At 65.6% G+C, this 18,191-nt stretch carries 18 protein-coding genes; 13 read left to right on the top strand and 5 right to left on the bottom strand.

What is annotated here, in order from left to right:
- Positions 1–157: 157 nt before the first annotated feature.
- The 9 genes from lptF to AC5V87_RS18860 all read left to right on the top strand — a co-directional run bounded on the left by lptF (position 158) and on the right by AC5V87_RS18860 (position 9,470).
- Positions 158–1,327 (top strand): LPS export ABC transporter permease LptF, encoded by a 1,170-nt coding sequence (gene lptF, locus AC5V87_RS18900; RefSeq protein WP_456838806.1) that lies wholly within the window; start codon positions 158–160, stop codon positions 1,325–1,327.
- Entirely contained in the window at positions 1,324–2,421 is a 1,098-nt protein-coding gene (gene lptG, locus AC5V87_RS18895) for an LPS export ABC transporter permease LptG (RefSeq protein WP_456838807.1), read from the top strand. The genes lptF and lptG overlap by 4 nt, the downstream gene beginning before the upstream one ends.
- The gene (locus AC5V87_RS18890; RefSeq protein ID WP_456838808.1) at positions 2,421–4,910 is read left to right on the top strand and encodes an LPS-assembly protein LptD; all 2,490 of its coding nucleotides are present in this window, start codon (positions 2,421–2,423) and stop codon (positions 4,908–4,910) included. Before lptG ends, AC5V87_RS18890 begins: the two co-directional genes overlap by 1 nt.
- Before the next feature lie 67 nt (positions 4,911–4,977).
- Complete coding sequence (locus AC5V87_RS18885; protein ID WP_456838809.1) at positions 4,978–5,913, top strand: peptidylprolyl isomerase; 936 nt, start codon at positions 4,978–4,980, stop codon at positions 5,911–5,913.
- Positions 5,913–6,926: a 4-hydroxythreonine-4-phosphate dehydrogenase PdxA gene (pdxA, locus tag AC5V87_RS18880; RefSeq protein WP_456838810.1), complete on the top strand. Its 1,014-nt coding sequence runs from the start codon at positions 5,913–5,915 to the stop codon at positions 6,924–6,926. The genes AC5V87_RS18885 and pdxA overlap by 1 nt, the downstream gene beginning before the upstream one ends.
- Positions 6,926–7,783, top strand: coding sequence for a 16S rRNA (adenine(1518)-N(6)/adenine(1519)-N(6))-dimethyltransferase RsmA (gene rsmA / locus AC5V87_RS18875; RefSeq protein ID WP_456838811.1), 858 nt, complete (start codon positions 6,926–6,928; stop codon positions 7,781–7,783). The genes pdxA and rsmA overlap by 1 nt, the downstream gene beginning before the upstream one ends.
- 22 nt (positions 7,784–7,805) lie before the next feature.
- Positions 7,806–8,864, top strand: coding sequence for an alcohol dehydrogenase (locus tag AC5V87_RS18870; protein WP_495367436.1), 1,059 nt, complete (start codon positions 7,806–7,808; stop codon positions 8,862–8,864).
- A gap of 145 nt (positions 8,865–9,009) precedes the next feature.
- The gene (locus tag AC5V87_RS18865) at positions 9,010–9,165 is read left to right on the top strand and encodes a Flp family type IVb pilin (protein WP_456843355.1); all 156 of its coding nucleotides are present in this window, start codon (positions 9,010–9,012) and stop codon (positions 9,163–9,165) included.
- A gap of 68 nt (positions 9,166–9,233) precedes the next feature.
- Positions 9,234–9,470 carry a hypothetical protein gene (locus AC5V87_RS18860; RefSeq protein ID WP_456838813.1) on the top strand — a complete coding sequence of 79 codons (237 nt, stop codon included), beginning with the start codon at positions 9,234–9,236 and terminating at the stop codon, positions 9,468–9,470.
- Between the two features lie 101 nt (positions 9,471–9,571).
- Here the strand turns inward: AC5V87_RS18860 and AC5V87_RS18855 are convergent, their stop codons facing one another.
- Positions 9,572–10,303, bottom strand: coding sequence for a Crp/Fnr family transcriptional regulator (locus tag AC5V87_RS18855; protein WP_456838814.1), 732 nt, complete (start codon positions 10,301–10,303; stop codon positions 9,572–9,574).
- 155 nt (positions 10,304–10,458) lie between these two features.
- Between AC5V87_RS18855 and AC5V87_RS18850 the strand changes: the two genes are divergently transcribed.
- Together AC5V87_RS18850 and AC5V87_RS18845 are read left to right on the top strand one after the other, a co-directional pair.
- Positions 10,459–10,698 (top strand): hypothetical protein, encoded by a 240-nt coding sequence (locus tag AC5V87_RS18850; RefSeq protein WP_456838815.1) that lies wholly within the window; start codon positions 10,459–10,461, stop codon positions 10,696–10,698.
- A gap of 15 nt (positions 10,699–10,713) precedes the next feature.
- A complete protein-coding gene (locus AC5V87_RS18845; RefSeq protein ID WP_456838816.1) occupies positions 10,714–11,415 on the top strand; it encodes a Crp/Fnr family transcriptional regulator in 702 nt (233 codons plus the stop codon).
- Positions 11,416–11,522: 107 nt separating this feature from the next.
- Here AC5V87_RS18845 and AC5V87_RS18840 read toward each other — a convergent pair whose 3' ends face one another.
- Entirely contained in the window at positions 11,523–11,747 is a 225-nt protein-coding gene (locus tag AC5V87_RS18840) for a hypothetical protein (protein WP_456838817.1), read from the bottom strand.
- A 420-nt stretch (positions 11,748–12,167) separates the two neighbouring features.
- Between AC5V87_RS18840 and AC5V87_RS18835 the strand changes: the two genes are divergently transcribed.
- Both AC5V87_RS18835 and AC5V87_RS18830 read left to right on the top strand, forming a co-directional pair.
- The gene (locus AC5V87_RS18835) at positions 12,168–12,581 is read left to right on the top strand and encodes a hypothetical protein (protein WP_456838818.1); all 414 of its coding nucleotides are present in this window, start codon (positions 12,168–12,170) and stop codon (positions 12,579–12,581) included.
- Between the two features lie 1,093 nt (positions 12,582–13,674).
- Entirely contained in the window at positions 13,675–15,318 is a 1,644-nt protein-coding gene (locus tag AC5V87_RS18830; RefSeq protein WP_495371826.1) for a hypothetical protein, read from the top strand.
- Here the strand turns inward: AC5V87_RS18830 and gmk are convergent.
- The 3 genes from gmk to mltG form a co-directional block, all read right to left on the bottom strand.
- Positions 15,251–15,910 carry a guanylate kinase gene (gene gmk, locus AC5V87_RS18825; RefSeq protein WP_456838820.1) on the bottom strand — a complete coding sequence of 220 codons (660 nt, stop codon included), beginning with the start codon at positions 15,908–15,910 and terminating at the stop codon, positions 15,251–15,253. The genes AC5V87_RS18830 and gmk overlap by 68 nt on opposite strands.
- A gap of 3 nt (positions 15,911–15,913) precedes the next feature.
- A complete protein-coding gene (locus tag AC5V87_RS18820) occupies positions 15,914–16,801 on the bottom strand; it encodes a YicC/YloC family endoribonuclease (protein ID WP_495371825.1) in 888 nt (295 codons plus the stop codon).
- 114 nt (positions 16,802–16,915) lie between these two features.
- Complete coding sequence (gene mltG, locus AC5V87_RS18815) at positions 16,916–18,187, bottom strand: endolytic transglycosylase MltG (protein WP_456838822.1); 1,272 nt, start codon at positions 18,185–18,187, stop codon at positions 16,916–16,918.
- Positions 18,188–18,191 lie beyond the last annotated feature (4 nt).

The raw sequence follows: 18,191 nt of genomic DNA, 5'->3' as shown, positions 1-18,191 counted from the left end.
GGCAGCCATTTTGTTGACGGATCAAAGGGATGGTAGTGAGAAAGTAAGCCGGCGGAAGAACTGTTGGTCCGACCTTGGGGAATCCCCTTCCGGGATTGGTTGGTCAGATGAAATTCCGGCCTGAGTTGGGGACTTGGTGGGATTCGTGCGATAGCGCATGGGGTCGATCGATAGGTATATATTCCGCACGACGCTGGCGTCGTTTGCGCTGGTCCTGGTCAGCCTTACCGGCGTGATCTGGATTACGCAGGCGTTGCGCGGCATCGACCTGATGACGAGCCAGGGTCAGACCATCCTGACCTTCCTCGGCATCACCAGCCTCGTCGTGCCGGCGCTCGTGCTGATCATCTCGCCGATCGCGCTGATGATCGCGATCTCGCACACGCTGAACAAGCTCGCGACCGATTCCGAGATCATCGTGATGAATGCCGCCGGCTTCTCGCCGTTCCGGCTGTTCTATCCGTTCTTCTACGCCACTTGCGTGGTGGCGGCGCTCGTCGCCTTCATCGCGGCCTATCTCGCCCCCGACGGCATGCGGCGGATCAAGCAGTGGGACGCCGAGATCACCGCCGACGTGCTCACCAACATCCTGCAGCCGGGCCGCTTCGCCCAGCTCGACAAGAACCTGACGATCCGGATCCGCGAGCGCCAGCCCGGCGGCATCCTCGCTGGCATCTTCATCGACGACCGCCGCGATCCGAACGAGCGCATCTCGATCGTCGCCGAGCACGGCGAGGTGGTGAAGAACGAGAACGGCTCGTTCCTGGTGCTGAAGGACGGCAATCTCCAGCGGTTCGAGGCCGGCAAGCGCGATCCTGCGCTGGTGGCATTCGGCCGCTACGGCTTCGACATGTCGAAGTTCGGCAACCAGGGCCGTGACGTCACGCTCGGCATCCGCGAGCGCTATCTCTGGGAGCTGTTCTCGCCGTCCGACGATGACCCCGTCTACAAGCAGATTCCCGGGCAGTTCCGCTCGGCCCTGCATGACAACCTCCTGGCGCCGATTTACCCGTTTGCCTTTGCCGTGCTGACCTTCGCCTTCCTCGGCGCGCCTCGCACCACCCGCCAGAGCCGCAATTTCTCGATCGGCTCCTCGATCCTCGCGGTGTTCGGCCTGCGCATGGCCGGCTTTGCCTGCTCGGTGATGGCGGTGAAATCGCCGGGCCCGGTCGCGGTCCAATACGCCATGGTTCTCGGTGCCATCGGCGTCGGGCTGTGGATGATCATCGGCGGTATCGTCGTCGAGCCGCCTCCCGGTCTCATGGAAGCCATCAACAAATCGAACGCCCGCATCGCGCGGCTGTTTGGACGGCCGGCCACCGCATGAGCATGCTCACCAATACGCTCGGGCGCTATTTCGCCGGACGCTTCGTCGTCGCGGCGCTCGGCGTGTTCGTGAGCATCTTCCTGCTGCTGGTGCTGGTCGACTACATCGAGATGGTGCGCAAGACCTCCGGCCTTGCCTCCGCTTCCGCGCTGATGGTGGCCGAGACCTCGCTGTTCCGGGTGCCGCAGCTGCTGGAGAAGCTGACGCCGTTCTGCATGCTGATCGGCGCCATGACCTGCTATCTCGCCCTCTCCCGCCGGCTCGAGCTCGTGGTTGCGCGCGCCGCCGGCATCTCGGCCTGGCAGTTCATCTCCCCCGCGCTCGGCAGCGCGCTGCTGATCGGGGTGATCGCCACCGTCGCCTATAATCCGATGTCGGCGAACTTGCGCGAGCTCTCCAAGCGCATGGAAGCCGAGCTGTTCGGCTCGGCGCCGGGCGGCGGCATCCAGGACGCCACCGGTTTCTGGCTCAACCAGGTCACCAGCGACGGCCAGACCATCATCAATGCCGCGCGGAGCGAGCAGCAGGGCGTGCGCCTCACCGGGCTCACGCTGTTCCGATTCGACACAGATCAGCACTTCAAGGAGCGGATCGAGGCGCGTGAAGCCACCCTCGAGTCCGGCCACTGGCTGTTCAGGGGCGTCCGCCGCTTCACGCTGGACTCACCGCCGGTCGACCAGGCGACGTTGGAGATTCCGACGACGCTGACCGAGGCGCAGGTCCGCAACAGCTTTTCCACACCCGAGACTGTGTCCTTTTGGCAACTACCGAGCTACATCCGCTCGTCGGAGAGCTCGGGCTTCGCGACAGCCGGATACCGACTCCAGTATCAAAAGCTCCTGGCGCAGCCGTTTTTGCTGGCTGCCATGGTGATGCTCGCGGCCTCCGTGTCGTTGCGCTTCTTCCGGATGGGCGGCGTGCAGAAGATGGTTTTGAGTGGCGTGGGCGCAGGCTTTCTGCTCTACGTTCTATCGAAAGTGACTGAAGACTTGAGCAAGGCTGAGTTGATGCATCCGATCGCTGCGGCGTGGTTGCCCGTGGTGGTGGGCGGCCTCACCGGCTTTTTGGCCTTGTTGTACCAGGAGGACGGTTAGTGACTGCCGTCCGTCGAGGACCCGTGTCTCGTTTGACGCGGCGCACTGTGGTGCGCGCGAACGGGTGCGGTTTGTCCATCCGCAGGCTCCTGCTCGCCGTCGTCACGGCTGCCTCGTTCGGCGGCCTGATCGACGTCGCCACGGTGACACCGGCCGCGGCCCAGGGCTTCACCTACAATCCGCTGCCGCCGCGTCCGAAGCCGCCGAAGGTCGCCAACGACAACCAGATGCTGGTGCAAGCGACCGAGGTCGATTACGACTACAACAATTCGCGCGTCTCCGCGGTCGGCAACGTCCAGCTGTTCTACAACGGCACCAGCGTCGAGGCCGACAGGGTCATCTACGACCAGAAGACCAAGCGGCTGCATGCCGAGGGCAACATCCGCATGACGGATGCCGACGGCAAGATCACCTATGCCGAGATCATGGATCTCTCCGACGACTACCGCGACGGTTTCGTCGATTCGCTGCGCGTGGACACCGCCGACCAGACCCGCATGGCCGCGAGCCGCGCCGACCGCTCCAGCGGCAATTACACGGTGTTCGAGAACGGCGTCTACACCGCCTGCGCACCGTGTAAGGACGATCCGAAGAAGCCGCCGCTCTGGCAGGTCAAGGGTGCCCGCATCATCCACGACCAGCAGGAGAAGATGCTGTATTTCGAGACGGCGCAGCTCGAATTCTTCGGCGTGCCGCTCGCCTACATGCCCTATTTCTCGACGCCCGACCCGACCGTGAAGCGCAAGACCGGCTTCCTGATGCCGGGCTTCACGTCCAACACGCCGTTCGGCTACGGCGTCGAAATCCCGTTCTACTGGGCGATCGCGCCCGACATGGACCTGACCTTCAACCCGCGCATCACCACGAAGCAGGGCGTGCTGTTCCAGGCCGAATACCGCCAGCGGCTGATGGACGGCGCCTATCAGATCCGCCTCTACGGCATCGACCAGCTCGACCCGGGTGCGCTCGCCGGTCAGCCCGGCGACCGCCAGTTCCGCGGCGCCGTCGACACCAAGGGCCAGTTCGCGCTGAACGACAAGTGGGTCTGGGGTTGGGACGGCGTCCTGATGTCCGACTACTATTTCTTCTCGGACTACCGGTTGTCGCAGTACCGCGATCCCATGGGTTCGTTCCTCTATCTGCCGACCGACGCGCTGTCGCAGCTCTATCTGACCGGCGTCGGCAACCGCAGCTTCTTCGACGCGCGCACGATGTATTGGCTGAGCTATTCGGGCAACCAGAGCCAGGTGCCGGTCGTCTACCCCGTGATCGATTATTCGAACGTACTGAACTATCCGGTGTTCGGCGGCGAGTTCAGCTACAGGACCAATTTCGTCAACCTGTCGCGTGACAGCGCGGTGTTCGATCCGATCACGACGATCGCCAACACCGCCGGCCTGTGCACGACCACGTCGGCCGATCCGCTCGCCCGCACGCCGTCGCAGTGCCTGCTGCGCGGCTTCCCCGGCACCTACACGCGCCTCACGGCCGAAGCGCAGTGGCGCAAATCCTACACCGATCCGTTCGGCGAGATCTGGACCCCGTTCGCGATTCTGCGCGCCGACGCGGTCAACTCCTCGGTCTCCAATCAGCCCGGCGTGTCGAACTACCTGCCGGTCGGCGACACCCAGGCGTTCCGCCTGATGCCGACCGTGGGTCTCGAATACCGCTACCCCTTCATCAACGTTCAACCCTGGGGCTCGACCACCGTCGAGCCGATCGCGCAGATCATCATCCGACCGAACGAGACCTATGCCGGCAGGTTCCCCAATGAGGACGCCCAGAGCATGGTGTTCGACGCCTCGAACCTGTTCAGCGTCGACAAGTTCTCCGGCTACGACCGCGTCGAGGGCGGCGGCCGCGCCAATGTCGGCGTCCAGGCCACCACCCAGTTCGACAGGGGCGGTGCCGTCAAGGTGTTGTTCGGCCAGTCCTACCAGCTGTTCGGCCTGAACTCCTACGCGGTCCAGGACTCCACCAATACCGGTCTTGAGTCCGGCCTCGACAAGCCGCGGTCCGACTATGTCGCGAGCGCCGCCTACTCGCCCAACAGCACCTATACGTTCAGCGTCCGCTCCCGCATGGACGAGCAGACCTGGAACGTGCAGCGCTTCGAGGCCGAAGGCCGCGCCAACTTCAATCGCTGGTCGATGAGCGTGATGTACGGCAATTATGCCGCACAGCCGGAACTCGGCTATCTGACCCGCCGCGAGGGCATCCTGACCTCGGGCTCGATCAAGGTCGCGGCCAACTGGGTGGTCACGGGCTCGGCGCGCTGGGACCTCGAGGCCAACAAGATCAACCAATATGTGCTCGGCGCCGGCTATGTCGACGATTGCTTCGTGCTGGCGGCGAACTATGTAACTTCGTACAGCTATTCGGCGGGCACCACGCCGCCCGTGCTGAGCCACGCGTTTATGTTCCAGATCGGCCTGCGTACCCTGGCGACGTCGACAGGCAGCAGCAGCAGTTCCGCCGGCCTCCAGTGAACGGTTTGAAGTCCCGGCCGCGTTGCCTCTTCGCAGGCTCACGACGGCGGACATGCGAGCGACACTCATGACGACCCCATTGCCTGTCTTCCGCTTCCTCCTCGCCATCGGTGCCGGGCTGCTGCTGACCGGCCTCTCCTCGCCGTCGCGGGCGCAGAACATCGTCGTCATGGTCAACGGCGATCCAATCACCGATTTCGATATCGAGCAGCGCTCCAAGCTCGACCAGCTGACGACGCAGAAGACGCCGAGCCGGCAGGAGGTCATCAACGAGCTGATCGACGACAAGGTGAAGATCAAGGAAGGCAAGAAGTACGGCGTCGACCCCGGTGTCTCCGACATCAACCAGTCCTACGACGGCATGGCGCAGCGCATGCGCATCTCGGCGGAGCAGCTCACCAAGTCGCTCGAGGCCAAGGGCGTCCGCCCCGAGACGCTGAAGGGCCGGATGAAGGCCGAGATGGTCTGGACCAGCCTCGTGCGCGGCCGCTTCAAGGAGAAGCTGATGGTCGGCGAGAAGGACGTCGCCGACAAGGTGCGCGAAGCCGGCAACGAGAAGCTCCAGATCGAGGGCACCGAATACAAGATGCAGCCGATCGTGCTGATCGTGCCGCGGGGCTCGTCCCAGGGGTTCATCGAGACGCGGCACAAGGAGGCCGAGGGCTACCGCGCCCGCGTCGGGAGCTGCGAGGAAGCCAATTCGCTGTTCCGCTCGACCCCGAACGCCACCATCCGCGAGAGCGTGACCAAGACCACCGCGGACCTGCCCGAGGCGCTGCGCAAGGTGCTCGACGACACGCCGGTCGGCCACCTGACCCCGCCCGAAGTGACCAGGGCCGGCATCGAGATGGTGGTGCTATGCTCGCGCAAGCCGACCACGATCGACACGCCGAAGAAGCGCGAGATCCGCGAGAAGATGTATCAGGAGAAGTACGAGAAGACCCAGAAGGCCTATCTCGACGAGCTCCGCAAGGCCGCGATGATCGAATATCGCAACCGCTGATGGCCACCGCCCCGACAAAGCCCCTCGCCCTCACCCTGGGAGAGCCCGCCGGCATTGGCCCCGACATCACCATCGCCGCCTGGCTCCGCCGCCGCGAGCTGAACCTGCCCGCCTTCTACCTGCTCGGCGATGAGGCCTTGCTCGCCCGCCGCGCCAAGGCGCTCGGCGCCGATCTCAGGATCGCCGCGGTGAGCCCCGCTGAGGCCGCGGCCGCCTTCACCGACGCTCTGCCCGTGGTTGCGACCGGCGAGCGTGCGAGCGCCGAGCCCGGCACGCCCGACACATCGAGCGCGCCGGCCGCGCTCGCCTCGATCCGACAAGCGGTCGCGGATGTCCGCGCGGGCCGCGCCGGCGCCGTCGTCACCAACCCGATCGCCAAGAGCGTGCTCTACCGCGCCGGCTTCCGTCATCCCGGCCACACCGAATTCCTCGCGGAGCTTGCCGCGGAGAACGGCCGCGTGCCGCAGCCGGTGATGATGCTGTGGTCGCCGCGGCTCGCGGTCGTACCCGTGACCATCCACGTCGCCTTGCGCGATGCGCTGACCCAGCTGACGAGCGAGCTGATCGTCTCCACCGTTCGTATCGTCGCGACCGAGCTGAAATCCCGCTTCGGCATCGTGCAGCCGCGGATCGCGATCTCGGGCCTCAATCCGCATGCCGGCGAAGACGGCTCGCTTGGCCATGAGGAGCAGACGGTGATCGCGCCGGCGCTCAAGGTTCTGCGCAACGACGGCATCGAGGCCAAGGGCCCGCTGCCCGCCGACACCATGTTCCACGACGCTGCGCGCGCCAGCTATGACTGCGCGGTCTGCATGTATCACGACCAGGCGCTGATCCCAATCAAGACGGTCGCGTTCGACGACGCCGTCAACGTCACGCTTGGCCTACCCTTCATTCGCACCTCGCCCGATCACGGCACCGCCTTCGACATCGCCGGCACCGGCAAAGCCAATCCGGCCAGCCTGATCGCGGCGCTTCAGCTCGCAGGCCGCATGGCGGCTGCCAAGCCCTGATGAGCGCGATCGACGACCTCCCGCCACTGCGCGAGGTCATTCGCCAGCACGCGCTGTCGGCCCGCAAATCGCTCGGCCAGAATTTTCTGCTCGACCTCAACCTCACCGCGCGCATCGCGCGTGCGGCGGCGCCGCTCGAAGATTCCACCATCGTCGAGATCGGCCCCGGCCCCGGCGGGCTGACCCGCGCGCTGCTCGCGCTCGGCGCGAGGCGCGTCATCGCCATCGAGCATGACGAGCGTGCGATTCCGGCGCTGGAAGATATTTCCGCGCGCTATCCTGATAGGCTCGAGATCGTGCATGGCGATGCCATGACCTTCGATCCGCGCCCGCTGCTGTCGGATGAACGGGCGAAGATCGTCGCCAATTTGCCCTACAACATCGCGACCCAGCTCTTGATCAACTGGCTCACCATCGAGCCGTGGCCGCCCTGGTACGACATGATGGTGCTGATGTTCCAGCGCGAGGTCGGCGAGCGCATCGTCGCGCGCGAGGACGAGGAAGCCTATGGCCGGCTCGGCGTGCTCGCCAACTGGCGCTGCGAGACCAAGATCCTGTTCGACATTTCGCCGTCGGCCTTCGTGCCGCCGCCGAAGGTCACCTCGTCCGTCGTGCGTCTTGTGCCGCGCCCAGAACCGCTGCCGTGCGATCGCAGGCTGCTCGAGCAGGTCGCGGCCGCAGCTTTCGGCCAGCGCCGCAAGATGCTGCGGCAAAGCCTGAAGTCACTCGGCGTCGATCCGGCGCAACTTGCGCAAGCGGCCGGCGTCGATGCGACGCGACGCGCCGAGACCATTCCCATCTCCGGCTTTGTTGCCATGGCACGTGAATTGGCCGATATACGCAGCGAAGCTGAGTAACAAGAATTTCGGAGGAAGGAATATGGCGCTGATGCGTCGGCAATCCCTGGTCAAGTTCGATGCGCCGCTGTGCGAGACCATCGTCGAGACGCCCAAGCCGCAAGGACGCGAGGTGCTGGTGCGCATCGAGCGCTGCGGCCTCTGCCATTCCGACCTGCACATCCAGGACGGCTATGCCGATCTCGGCGGCGGCAAGAAGCTCGACACCACGCGCGGCATGACGCTGCCGTTCACGCTCGGTCACGAGATCGCAGGAATCGTCGACGAGGTCGGTCCGGACGTGCCGGTTGGGCTCGTCGGCGCCAGGAAGGCGGTCTTCCCCTGGATCGGCTGCGGCCAGTGCCGCGATTGCGCCAATGGCGACGAGAACCTCTGCACGAAGCAGCGCTTCCTCGGCGTCTCCATCGACGGCGGTTTCGCCACCCACGTGCTGGTGCCCGACGCAAAATACCTGCTCGACTATGATCCCCTGCCCGTCAACCAGGCCGCGACATTGATGTGCTCGGGCGTCACCGCCTATGGTGCGCTCAAGCGCCTGGTCGACCGTCCGCGTCAGCGCAACCTCCTGCTGATCGGTCTCGGCGGCGTCGGCATGATGGGCCTGTCGTTCGCGCAGGCCATGTTCAAGCAGCCGATCACCGTCGCCGATCTCTCGCCGGCCGCGCGCGAGACCGCGCTGAGGAATGGCGCAGCCCTCGCCTACGATCCGTCCGAGCCCGACGTGATCAGGCGCATCCTGAAAGAGACCGAGGGCGGATTCGACGAGGTCGTCGACTTCGCCGGCAACGAGAAATCGATGGCGTTCGCCGTGGCCGTGGCCGCGCGCGGCGGCAAGGTCGTGGTCTCCGGCCTGATGGGCGGCCAGTTCACGCTGCCGATGGTGCAATGGGTCTACAAGCGCCTCACCGTCGAGGGCTTCATGGTCGGCACGCTCGCTGAAGCCCACGAGCTGATGGCGCTCGCCCGCGCCGGCAAGATCAGGCCGCCTCCGATGCGCGAGGAGCCGATGGGCGACGTGCAGAAATGGATCGACGAATTGCGCGCCGGCAAGGTCGTCGGCCGCATCGTGCTGAAGAACTGAGGGTGCAATTCGCGGCGAGGCGCAGGGTTTCTCTTGCGCAATCAACTCGGAATTGGCGGCAAGGCGGGGTTCCGAATTGGGGAACCTCGCGCATGCGGATTACTGTCCTCCAGCTTGCTTGCGGAATTCTGGTGAGACCGTATAGATCATCCGGCGCTTCCTGGCCGACGAGTCCGGCGCCACCGCGATCGAATACGGCTTGATCGCTGGAGGTATCGCGCTGGCGATCATCGCGGTCATCAACAATCTCGGCACGTCGCTCAAAACGAAGTTCGGCTCGAGCAGCAGCTCGCTGAAGTAACACTCGACTTTTGTGCTCAGGGCACGATCCCGCGCGGAACGGCTGGGACTGCTCCGCGTTGGCAGCGCATGTCCATCCGCTGCACCGTCGAAAGCGCATTCTTCATCGCCTGGAGCGCCCTCGAGAAGAGCGGCGAGCTCGGTGCTCCCGACGAGTCCGCCAACGTCATTCTCGACGCGATCGAAGCGCAGCTCAGGCTCGGCGAACGCCGGCAGCTGATGCTCGCCAACCGGGCGATCGATGCCTACCGCGCGCATGCGGCGCAGCGAAGATTCTTGCAGGATTGCGAAGCACGGTTCGGGTGACAACCGCGGCGCCCTCGGCCCGTGCAACGCGGCCCATCCGTTCGAGCAGCGCGCCGCCAAATGGATCCTCGCGGCGCAGGAGCGCCTCAGGCGTCGTGCGCTCACCGCGACGACTGCTGCTTCAGATGCAGATAGGCCGGATTGAAATCCCCGAGCCGCTGCAATTCGCGCCATTTCAGCACGATCAGCTGGCCCTCGCGCAGATCCATGGCGCCGGTCCGCCGGAGTTCGGCGAGCGTCCGGTTGACGGTCGCAATCGCCATGCCCAGCGCCTCGCCGAGCTGGATGAGACTGATCGGCACGCGGCAGCGGTTGCCGCGCACGAGCTGCGCGGCGCGGGCGCGGTAGAACAGCTCGCAGAACAGATGCGCCATGCGCGCCTGCATCGGCCGGGCACTGTTGTTGGTGATGGCCTCGCGAAAGATGGCGGCGTCGCGCAGCGTCTCGCGCCACACCGCCATTCCAAACGTCGGCCGCCGCCGGAAGGCGATGAACAGTTCGCGATGCGGGATGAAGGCGACCGTGGCGGGCCCAAGCGCACAGAGCGCATGGTCCATCTGGTCGATGAACAAGCCCTGGGAGTCCGGCAGGTCTCCGGACAGATGGAACGCGAGATATTGCCGCCGCCCGCTGCCGAGCAGGTGGTAGCGCGCCACCGTGCCGGAGACGACCAGCGCCGAATGCTGGGGCGCGTCGCCCTGCCGGATGAAATCCTCGTTCGGCGCGAAATCGCGCTGGGTGAAGGTGAGCGCGCGGATCTCGGCGACATCCTCCCCGGTCAGCTTGGTGTGCTCGCCGAGGTTCCGGATCAGTACGTCGTGGGCTCTTTCCATGGCAGCCGCCAAAAATCCCGCCGGTTCTATCAAATGATACGTCAGGCCTGCGTTCAGCGGACTAGAACGCGAACCGGAAGCACAGGTTGCTAAAGGGGTCGCGACGACGCCGCATCGCCCCTCCCGTCACCCCCGATTGCGGATCGAGCCGCCCCATGAGCCCTACGACTATCCTGGAGCGCGTCTGCCGCCTGTTCGCAGCGGATCCGGACGAGCACCTCGACAGCATCAGCGACGCCCTCGCAAACGGCACGGTGGCCGAGCCGCTCCGGCCGATGTCGGACCACGAGCTGGCCCGCGCCGTCCGCGAGTTCCGCAGCCTGCCCGTCTCCGACTGGACCATCGCCAAGCTGTCGCGGCGCCTGCGCGAGGCTCCCGTGCCGCGGGACGGCTGAGGCGCGTCTTCCCTCATGCCGCATCTGAAGTTCATCGCGCGTCTCCAGGCGATCGAAGGTCTCTCCGAAAACGAACGGCGGCAGATCGCCGGCCTGCCGTCGACGCTGCGCCAGGTCGCGGATGGCGAGATCGTGCTGCGCCAGGGCGAAGCCGCCTCGCGTTGTGTCTTCGTCGCCAGCGGCTTCCTCTACCAGGCCCGCATCGTTGGTGACCGCACCCAGATCCTGTCCTTCCACGTGCCCGGCGACATGCCGTGCCTGCACACGCTGCTGGTCTCGCCCATGGACGCCGATCTCGTCGGTCTTGGACCATCGGTCGTCGGCTATGTCGCGCACGCCCAGCTCAAGCAGCTGCTCGACGACTCCTTGCATCTGACCCGCGCCTTCTGGCGCGAGACGCTGATCGATGCGGCGATCTCGCGGCGATGGATCGCGCGCCTCGGCGCCCAGGCGGCCCTGCCCAAGGTCGCCCATCTCATTTGCGAGCTCGCCGCAAGGCTCGAGATCGTCGGCCTCGTCACTGACGGCTGCTTCCAGATGCCGATGACACAGCGACACGTTGCTGACGCCTGCGGCCTGTCGATCGTCCACGTCAACCGTACCATCCAGGAGCTACGGCATCGCGGCCTGATCGCGTGGGAGGGCAGCGAGATCAGGCTGCTCGAGCGCGACGAGCTGCAAGCGCTCGCCGATTTCAGACCGGACTACCTGAGCTGAAGCGCGGTCGGACGCGTGCGGGGCTAGCCGCCTTGTCGAGTTTCCTTCCGCTGCGTCTCGACGTTCTCCGGGGTAAAGCCGCAGGATGGGGGAGCCGTTGCGAACGCCTACTTCTTCTTGTCGCGCGTCCTGAGTTCTTTGGATGCATCTTTCGTCTCGGGTGGGTTTACCCGATTGGGGTTCATGCCTGTGGTGTCCATCGCCCCTTTCTCCGTGGCACCGTTGGTATTTTCCGGCCTGTCCATCCCGGTTTGCGGAGCCGGACCCGTATTCTGGGCGATGACCGGCCCAGACATGGCTGCAAATGCCATCGCGGCAACGAGCATTTTCATGGGCATCTCCCTCGTCTCATGGATGACGTGGCCGCGCGGGAGTTGTTCCCCAGCATTCGTCCGTCGCGCACGAGCTGCCAAAGCAAGCGTGGTGATAGCGAGTGGATCCTCTGCAACGATGGTCCTCGCGGATCGGCGGTAAGGGCGAGGCATCGCCTCATGATGATGTCGCGTCAGCCGCAATCCGACGATGGCCGACATGATAAACTTCCTCATCTGGAACCAGACGCACGTCGGAGGAGCGCAACCATGGCTCCGCGCACTCATTTCTGGATGCTTGCGCGCGCCCAACCGCGAGGATGCTTGATTTAAGTCAAATCAGGCACTGGTGAGAAGCTGAGGTTCTCGGACAGGCGCCGATCCACATGGCGCGGAAATCGCGTCGGTGTTGCACGGCACCCCAACTCACGGAGGAACGCCATGCTTCGATATATTCTCGCTGCGCTGGCAGCTCTCGTCCTAATCACCGCGAGCCTGATTCCAGATGAGGCATATGCCCGCCGCGGCGGCGGCGGATATCACGGAGGCGGAGGCATGCGCGGAGCTCACTTCCGCGGCGGCGCTGTTCACGCCGGACGTGTCGGCGGATATCGCGTGGCGGGCCGCGGCTATGGATACCGCCCGATACCTGGACGACCGGTCGCCAGGGGTGTTTACCGCAATGCGGCCTATCGCGGCGCCTATAGAGGCGCAGCCTATGGTCTGGGAGCGGCTGCGGTGGGAGCCGCCGCAGCAGGAGCTTACGGCTACTACAACAACAATAGCGGCTGCACCTACGATACCTACGGCAATTGGGTTTGCCCGGGTCAGTATCCTTACGGCTATCGCTACTGACCGAGATCGCTTCGGCGCGGACGGTCGTGCGCGAGAAGCACCGCCGTCCGCCTTCAGTTGCGTCCGCTGAACGAAACTGAAAGACGTCACGCCCTGCAACGCAGGGCAATCGCATATGGCTTGCAGGATGCGGCGGCATCGGCACCGGGCTCCCTCCCGCTTGCGGGAGAGGGTGTCTCCGCAACGGGATAATCCCCAGAGGAAAGAGCCCTCACCCGCCGCGCGCGGGACGATGCTTCGCATCGCCCGGGGCGCGTCGGCCTCTCCCGCAAGCGGGAGAGGCGGAGCAAGCCCGCAGACAATCCTCGTGAAATCCATATGCGATTCCCCTGCCCTGCAACGCGAGCCGATTAGGCACGTCGGCATCATCCGCGTTGTTGCCGCTCGCATCGCGAAGATGCACCGCTATGCGCTTTAATGGAATGTGCTCGCGCGCCTTGGAACGATCGGCGGAGGTCCAGGCAGCTCCGGCCGACACACCCAGTCAACCCCTAGCAGCGAAAATATTTCACTTTTCCGAATTTCGGATTTGTGGCATACACCCCGTACCTCGGCCCTGCCAAAGGGGCGTTCGCGACCGTCACGACATGCGGGCCGGGTTTGCGATGGACGCGGCAGCGCCGGCGCGATTGGCGTGATGACAGGGCGGGCAACCGTGAGTCCTCACGCAACGCGGACGACACGGCGTGGTCATAGCGGGTTCGTCAGTCGTCGAGGGTGAGCACGCGCCAGCCCCGACGATCCGGCGAAACCGTCCGCGGACGGAGAAGTCGTGTGGTCCTGACGCCCGGGGTCTGTGCGTCAAGGCTTGCGGTGATGTGGCGGCCCGACCGGGCGCGCGCATCGAGATCTGCAAGGCGACGGGAGCAATAGTGCATCGCTCCCCGAGGAGAGCACGAAGGACACCGTTAAAACCATCCGCGCAGGGAAGGCCGGGCGACCGGCATCACCTGTGATCCACCCCGTGTGCATTTTCCTGGCGCACGGATCTGCGGGTGCCAGCCGGCGCCCGGCCTTCCCTGCGCCCTTTGGCTCCATCGGGCGGCGAACGAGGGCAAAGCTCGGGCAGATCCTGCCTTGGGAAGGAAGAGGCATGGCCCCTCGCCTGTTCGATATGTCGACGCCGTCATGGCCGAACTTGTCCAGGACAGGGGCGGGCAGGACGACCTCTCTGAATGCTCAAGCGCTTCGCATGCACAGAATGTCTCACGGCTTTTTCTCGGGCGCCGGGCTGTTAGACTGCCGCCATTATTGGCCGCCTCGCGGGACGCAGCGGTTCCGGCACCTGGGGCCGCTCCGACGGCTGCGGCGGAACCTGGACTTCGACGAAGCAATAACGTCGAAGAAAATGCTCAATTCGCGGTGGAACGACCGCCGCACAGGCCTGATTCAAGCCACATCCTCTCCGGATTTGCGGCTCATTGCCACCCAAGTCTTTGATGACAAAGGGCCGGTTCAGAGTTGCGTCATGCGTAACCGGGAGACCAGGATGGGCAACCGCACCGCAAAGTTCATATCCGCGCTGATTGGCAGCATCATTGCCGGCGCGCCCATAGCTGCCGTATCGCAGAACGCGCCGGCTGCATCGAGCCCGGCCAGCGCCGACGCCGACTGCCTCGCCTCGCCGAAGGGCACCGCGCCGCAGGGCCAGCATTGGTACTATCGCCTCGATCGCTCGACCAAACGGCAGTGCTGGTATCTCCGTGCTGAAGGCGGCAAGGACAATGCAAAGGACAGCGGAAAGCCGGTGCAGACCGCGGCCGCCGGCCCCGCAGCGGATGCAGCGGTACCGCCGCAGCACTCGGTGCAGGACGCGCGCGCGGAATATCTGAAGCCGCAGACCGCCGCCGCGCCGGCCGTGCCCGCGCAGGCCGCCCCGACGACGCCAACGCAACAGGCTGCGAACCCCTCCGCTGACAGCAGCGCGCAGCAGCCCGCCACCGCATCCCCTTGGCCTGATCCCTCCACGGCCACATCGCCCGCGCCGCAGCCGGCGCCCGCGCCTGTCGCGGCGCCGGGCACGAAACCGTCGAAATCCCCGGGGCCCATGGCGCTGGCTGCCGCAGACGGCAGCACCGACAAGCCGGCCGGCTCCGTCCAGATGCTGCTGCTCGTGATCGGCGGCGCGCTGGCGCTGGCCGGCGTCCTCGCCAGCATCATCTACCGCTTCGCCGGCAGGCGCGGCCGCCAAGCCGACCGCCGCGCGCATTGGGACGATTGGGAGCCGCAGGACGAGAATCCGAGCCGCGCCCCCTGGCGCGATGACGCCTCGCGCGCGCAGACGGCCGGCCCGGTGGATTTCGATGCGGTACGTCCTCAGATCATACAGCCCCAAGCCGCGCAGCTGAAAGCCGCGCAGCTGAAAGCTGCGCAACCAAAAGCCGCGCGGCTCACCGAATTCAGCAGTGCGATCGGCAGGATCGCAGCGCACTCTGCTCCTGCTCGCAAAGTGATCGCAGATCTCGACGAGGCCGACATATTCAACGGCAAATTCGCGATCGAGGCGTCGGCGCCGCAGGTCGCGGCCACCGACGCTTCCGAAGCAGCGCCGGCCGATCGCGACGTGGATGAAGGCAAAGAAGATGCGCACAAAGAGGAGTCCGTCGACATCGACGTGATCACGGCGATGCTGGAACGGCTGGCGCAGGAAGGGCCGCGGCTGAAGCAGCCTAGCCTTGAAGCTGACCTTGCAGACTTCGCACAAATTCCACGAGGCCAATCCGCCGCTCGCGCTTGAGGCGTTCGGCCTTCAGGATCGACTGCACCTCGGCGAACGCCTCGTCGACGTCGTGGTTGATGACGATGTAGTCGTACTCGGCCCAGTGGCTCATCTCATGGCTGGCGCGGCTCATGCGCTTGCGGATCACCTCGTCGGTATCCTGCGCGCGCGAATGCAGACGCTTCTCGAGATCGCCGGCCGAGGGCGGCAGGATGAAGACGCTGACGACGTCGGCGCGCGCCTTCTCGCGCAGCTGCTGGGTGCCCTGCCAGTCGATGTCGAACAGCACGTCCTGCCCCGATGACAGCGCGGCTTCGACCGGCGCGCGCGGCGTGCCGTAGCTGTTGTCGAACACGGTAGCCCATTCCAGGAGTTCGTTGCCCCTCACCATCGCCTCGAACCTGGGCTTGTCGACGAACAGATAATCGCGCCCATCGACCTCGCCGGGACGCATCGCTCGCGTCGTCGCCGAGACAGACATGCGCAGGCCCGGCATCCGGTCGATCAACAGACGCGACAGCGTCGTCTTGCCCGCGCCCGACGGCGAGGACAGCACGAACATCAATCCGCGCCGCTCGACCCCGTCAGTTCCGTGACCGCTTGTCGTCATCGATCACTCCAGATTCTGGACCTGTTCGCGGAACTGCTCGACCACGTTCTTCATGGCGAGCCCCGTATTGGTCAGCTCGATGTCGTTCGACTTCGAGCAGCAGGTGTTGACCTCGCGGTGAAACTCCTGCGCCAGGAAGTCGAGCTTGCGTCCGATCGGGCCGCCCTTGCCGATCAATTCGCGCGCCTGCGCAATGTGCGAGGCGATGCGATCGAGCTCCTCGCGGATGTCGGCCTTGGTGGCGATCAGGATCGCCTCCTGCATCAGGCGGTCGGCATCGAAACGGTCGGAGGTGTCGAGCAGAGTCGCGATCTGCTCGACGAGCCTCGCCTTGATCGCCTCGGGCTTGCGGCCCGGCGCAGCCTCGGCCTGCTTCGACAACTGCTCGATCTCGTCGACGCGCTGGGTCAGGATCTGCCCGAGCGAGGCGCCCTCGCGCTTGCGCATCGCGACGAGCTCGGCAAGCGCCTTGTCGAAGGCCTCGGCCGCGGCAGCGCGCGCCGCCTTGTCCTCCTCCTCGTCGCCCTCGGGCTCGGCGACCTCGACGACGCCCTTGATGGCGAGCAGGCCGTCGATGCTCGGCGCCACCGCGTCGACCTTGCCGGAGATCAGCGCCGCAGCCTTGAGGACGGCGTTGAGCACGTCCTCATTGACGCGGACGGTGGCGGCGGCGTTGGCGCGCTTGACGTTGAGATTGGCGTAGACGGTGCCGCGCGACAAAAGCTCGCCAGCGCGCTTCTTGGCGTAGGCCTCGAGCTCGTCGAACCCCTGCGGCAGCCGCACCCGCAAGTCAAAGCCCTTGGCGTTGACCGACTTCAATTCCCATTCGAACGTATACGGCCCGCTTGCGCCCTGGCTTCGGGCAAAGCCGGTCATGGACGACAGCGCCATCAGGTCAATTTCTCCGGAAACGCAGGATTCGCGAGGCATCAAGCCACGCGAATCTTAAGACTATTTTGCAGGAAAGTGGAATCCGCAAAGTCCCGTGGCGGACCTGCAGCCAGCCTAACGCTGGACCACCGGCGGCGAGGGCTGCACCGCGCCTTGCCGGGCCGGCGCCGGATTGGCCGGGCGGGCCGGCGGCTTCTTCTGTTGGTTGGGCCGCGCCGGCGTGGTCGCGGTCGGCGCATCGGTCGCGGCGGGCGCGGCGGCGGCCGGCGGCGGCGCATCCTCGGCCGGCTCGACCGTGTCGTTCTGGATCTGCTTCTCCATCGCGCGCAGCTTGGCGACGTTCTTCTGATGCGCGTCGTAGGTCTCGGTGAAGGCGTGCCCGCCGGTGCCATCGGCGACGAAATAGAGGTCGCGGGTGCGGGCCGGGTTGGCGGCGGCCTCCAGCGAGGCGCGGCCGGGATTGGAGATCGGGCCCGGCGGCAGCCCCTCGATCACATAGGTGTTGTAGGGCGAAGGTTGCGTGATCTCGCTGCGCTTGATCGGACGTCCCAGCGTGCCCTTGCCGCCGACGAGACCGTAGATGATGGTCGGATCGGACTGGAGCTTGATCCGCTGCTTCAGCCGGTTGACGAACACCGCGGCGACGCGGCTGCGCTCGTCCGGCTTGCCCGTCTCCTTCTCCACGATCGAGGCCAATGTCACCAGCTGCTCCGGCGTCTTGACCGGAATGTCCTGATTGCGGCGCTCCCAGATCTCGGCCAGCACACGCTTGTGCGCCTGCTGCATGCGCTGTATCACCTGCTCGCGCGTGGTGCCGCGCGGGAACTTGTAGGTCTCCGGCAAGAGCGTGCCCTCGCGCGGCAGCTCGCGCACGCTGCCGGTGAAGATGTCGTTGTCGGAGAGCCGCGCCACGATCTGCTCGGAGGTCAGGCCCTCCGGTATCGTCACGGCGTGCTGCACCACCTTGCCCTCGACAATGGTGGCGATGACGTCGCGCAAGGACGCATTCTTCTGGAACGAATACTCACCCGGCTTGAGGTCGGAGCTCGCCTTCAGCGCGGCAACGCTCGCAATGAACACCCATGGATTGACATCGGTCACGCCTTCCCGGTTCAGCGTCTCGGCGATGTCGCGCTTGCCCGCGCGCTGCGGGATGTTGACGATCTTGTCCTCTTTCAGCGGCCCGGGTGCTTCCAGGACCTGCCGGCCGTAATAGTAGACGCCGCCGGCGCCGAGCATGGCGATCAACAGCAGGGTGATGATGGCGTTGCCGACGACCACGAATGGGTTGCGCGCGCGGTCTGATCGCTTCGGCGGCGGCGGGACCTGCTCGGGCTCGAGCGCTGCCCGCGGGCTCCGGGGCGAAATGGGCGGCCTTTCACTCATCGAA

This window comes from Bradyrhizobium sp. SOJA106 (assembly GCF_059448745.1).
Note: the sequence above shows the minus strand (reverse complement) of the source record. Positions and strands in the feature narration are given on the sequence as shown.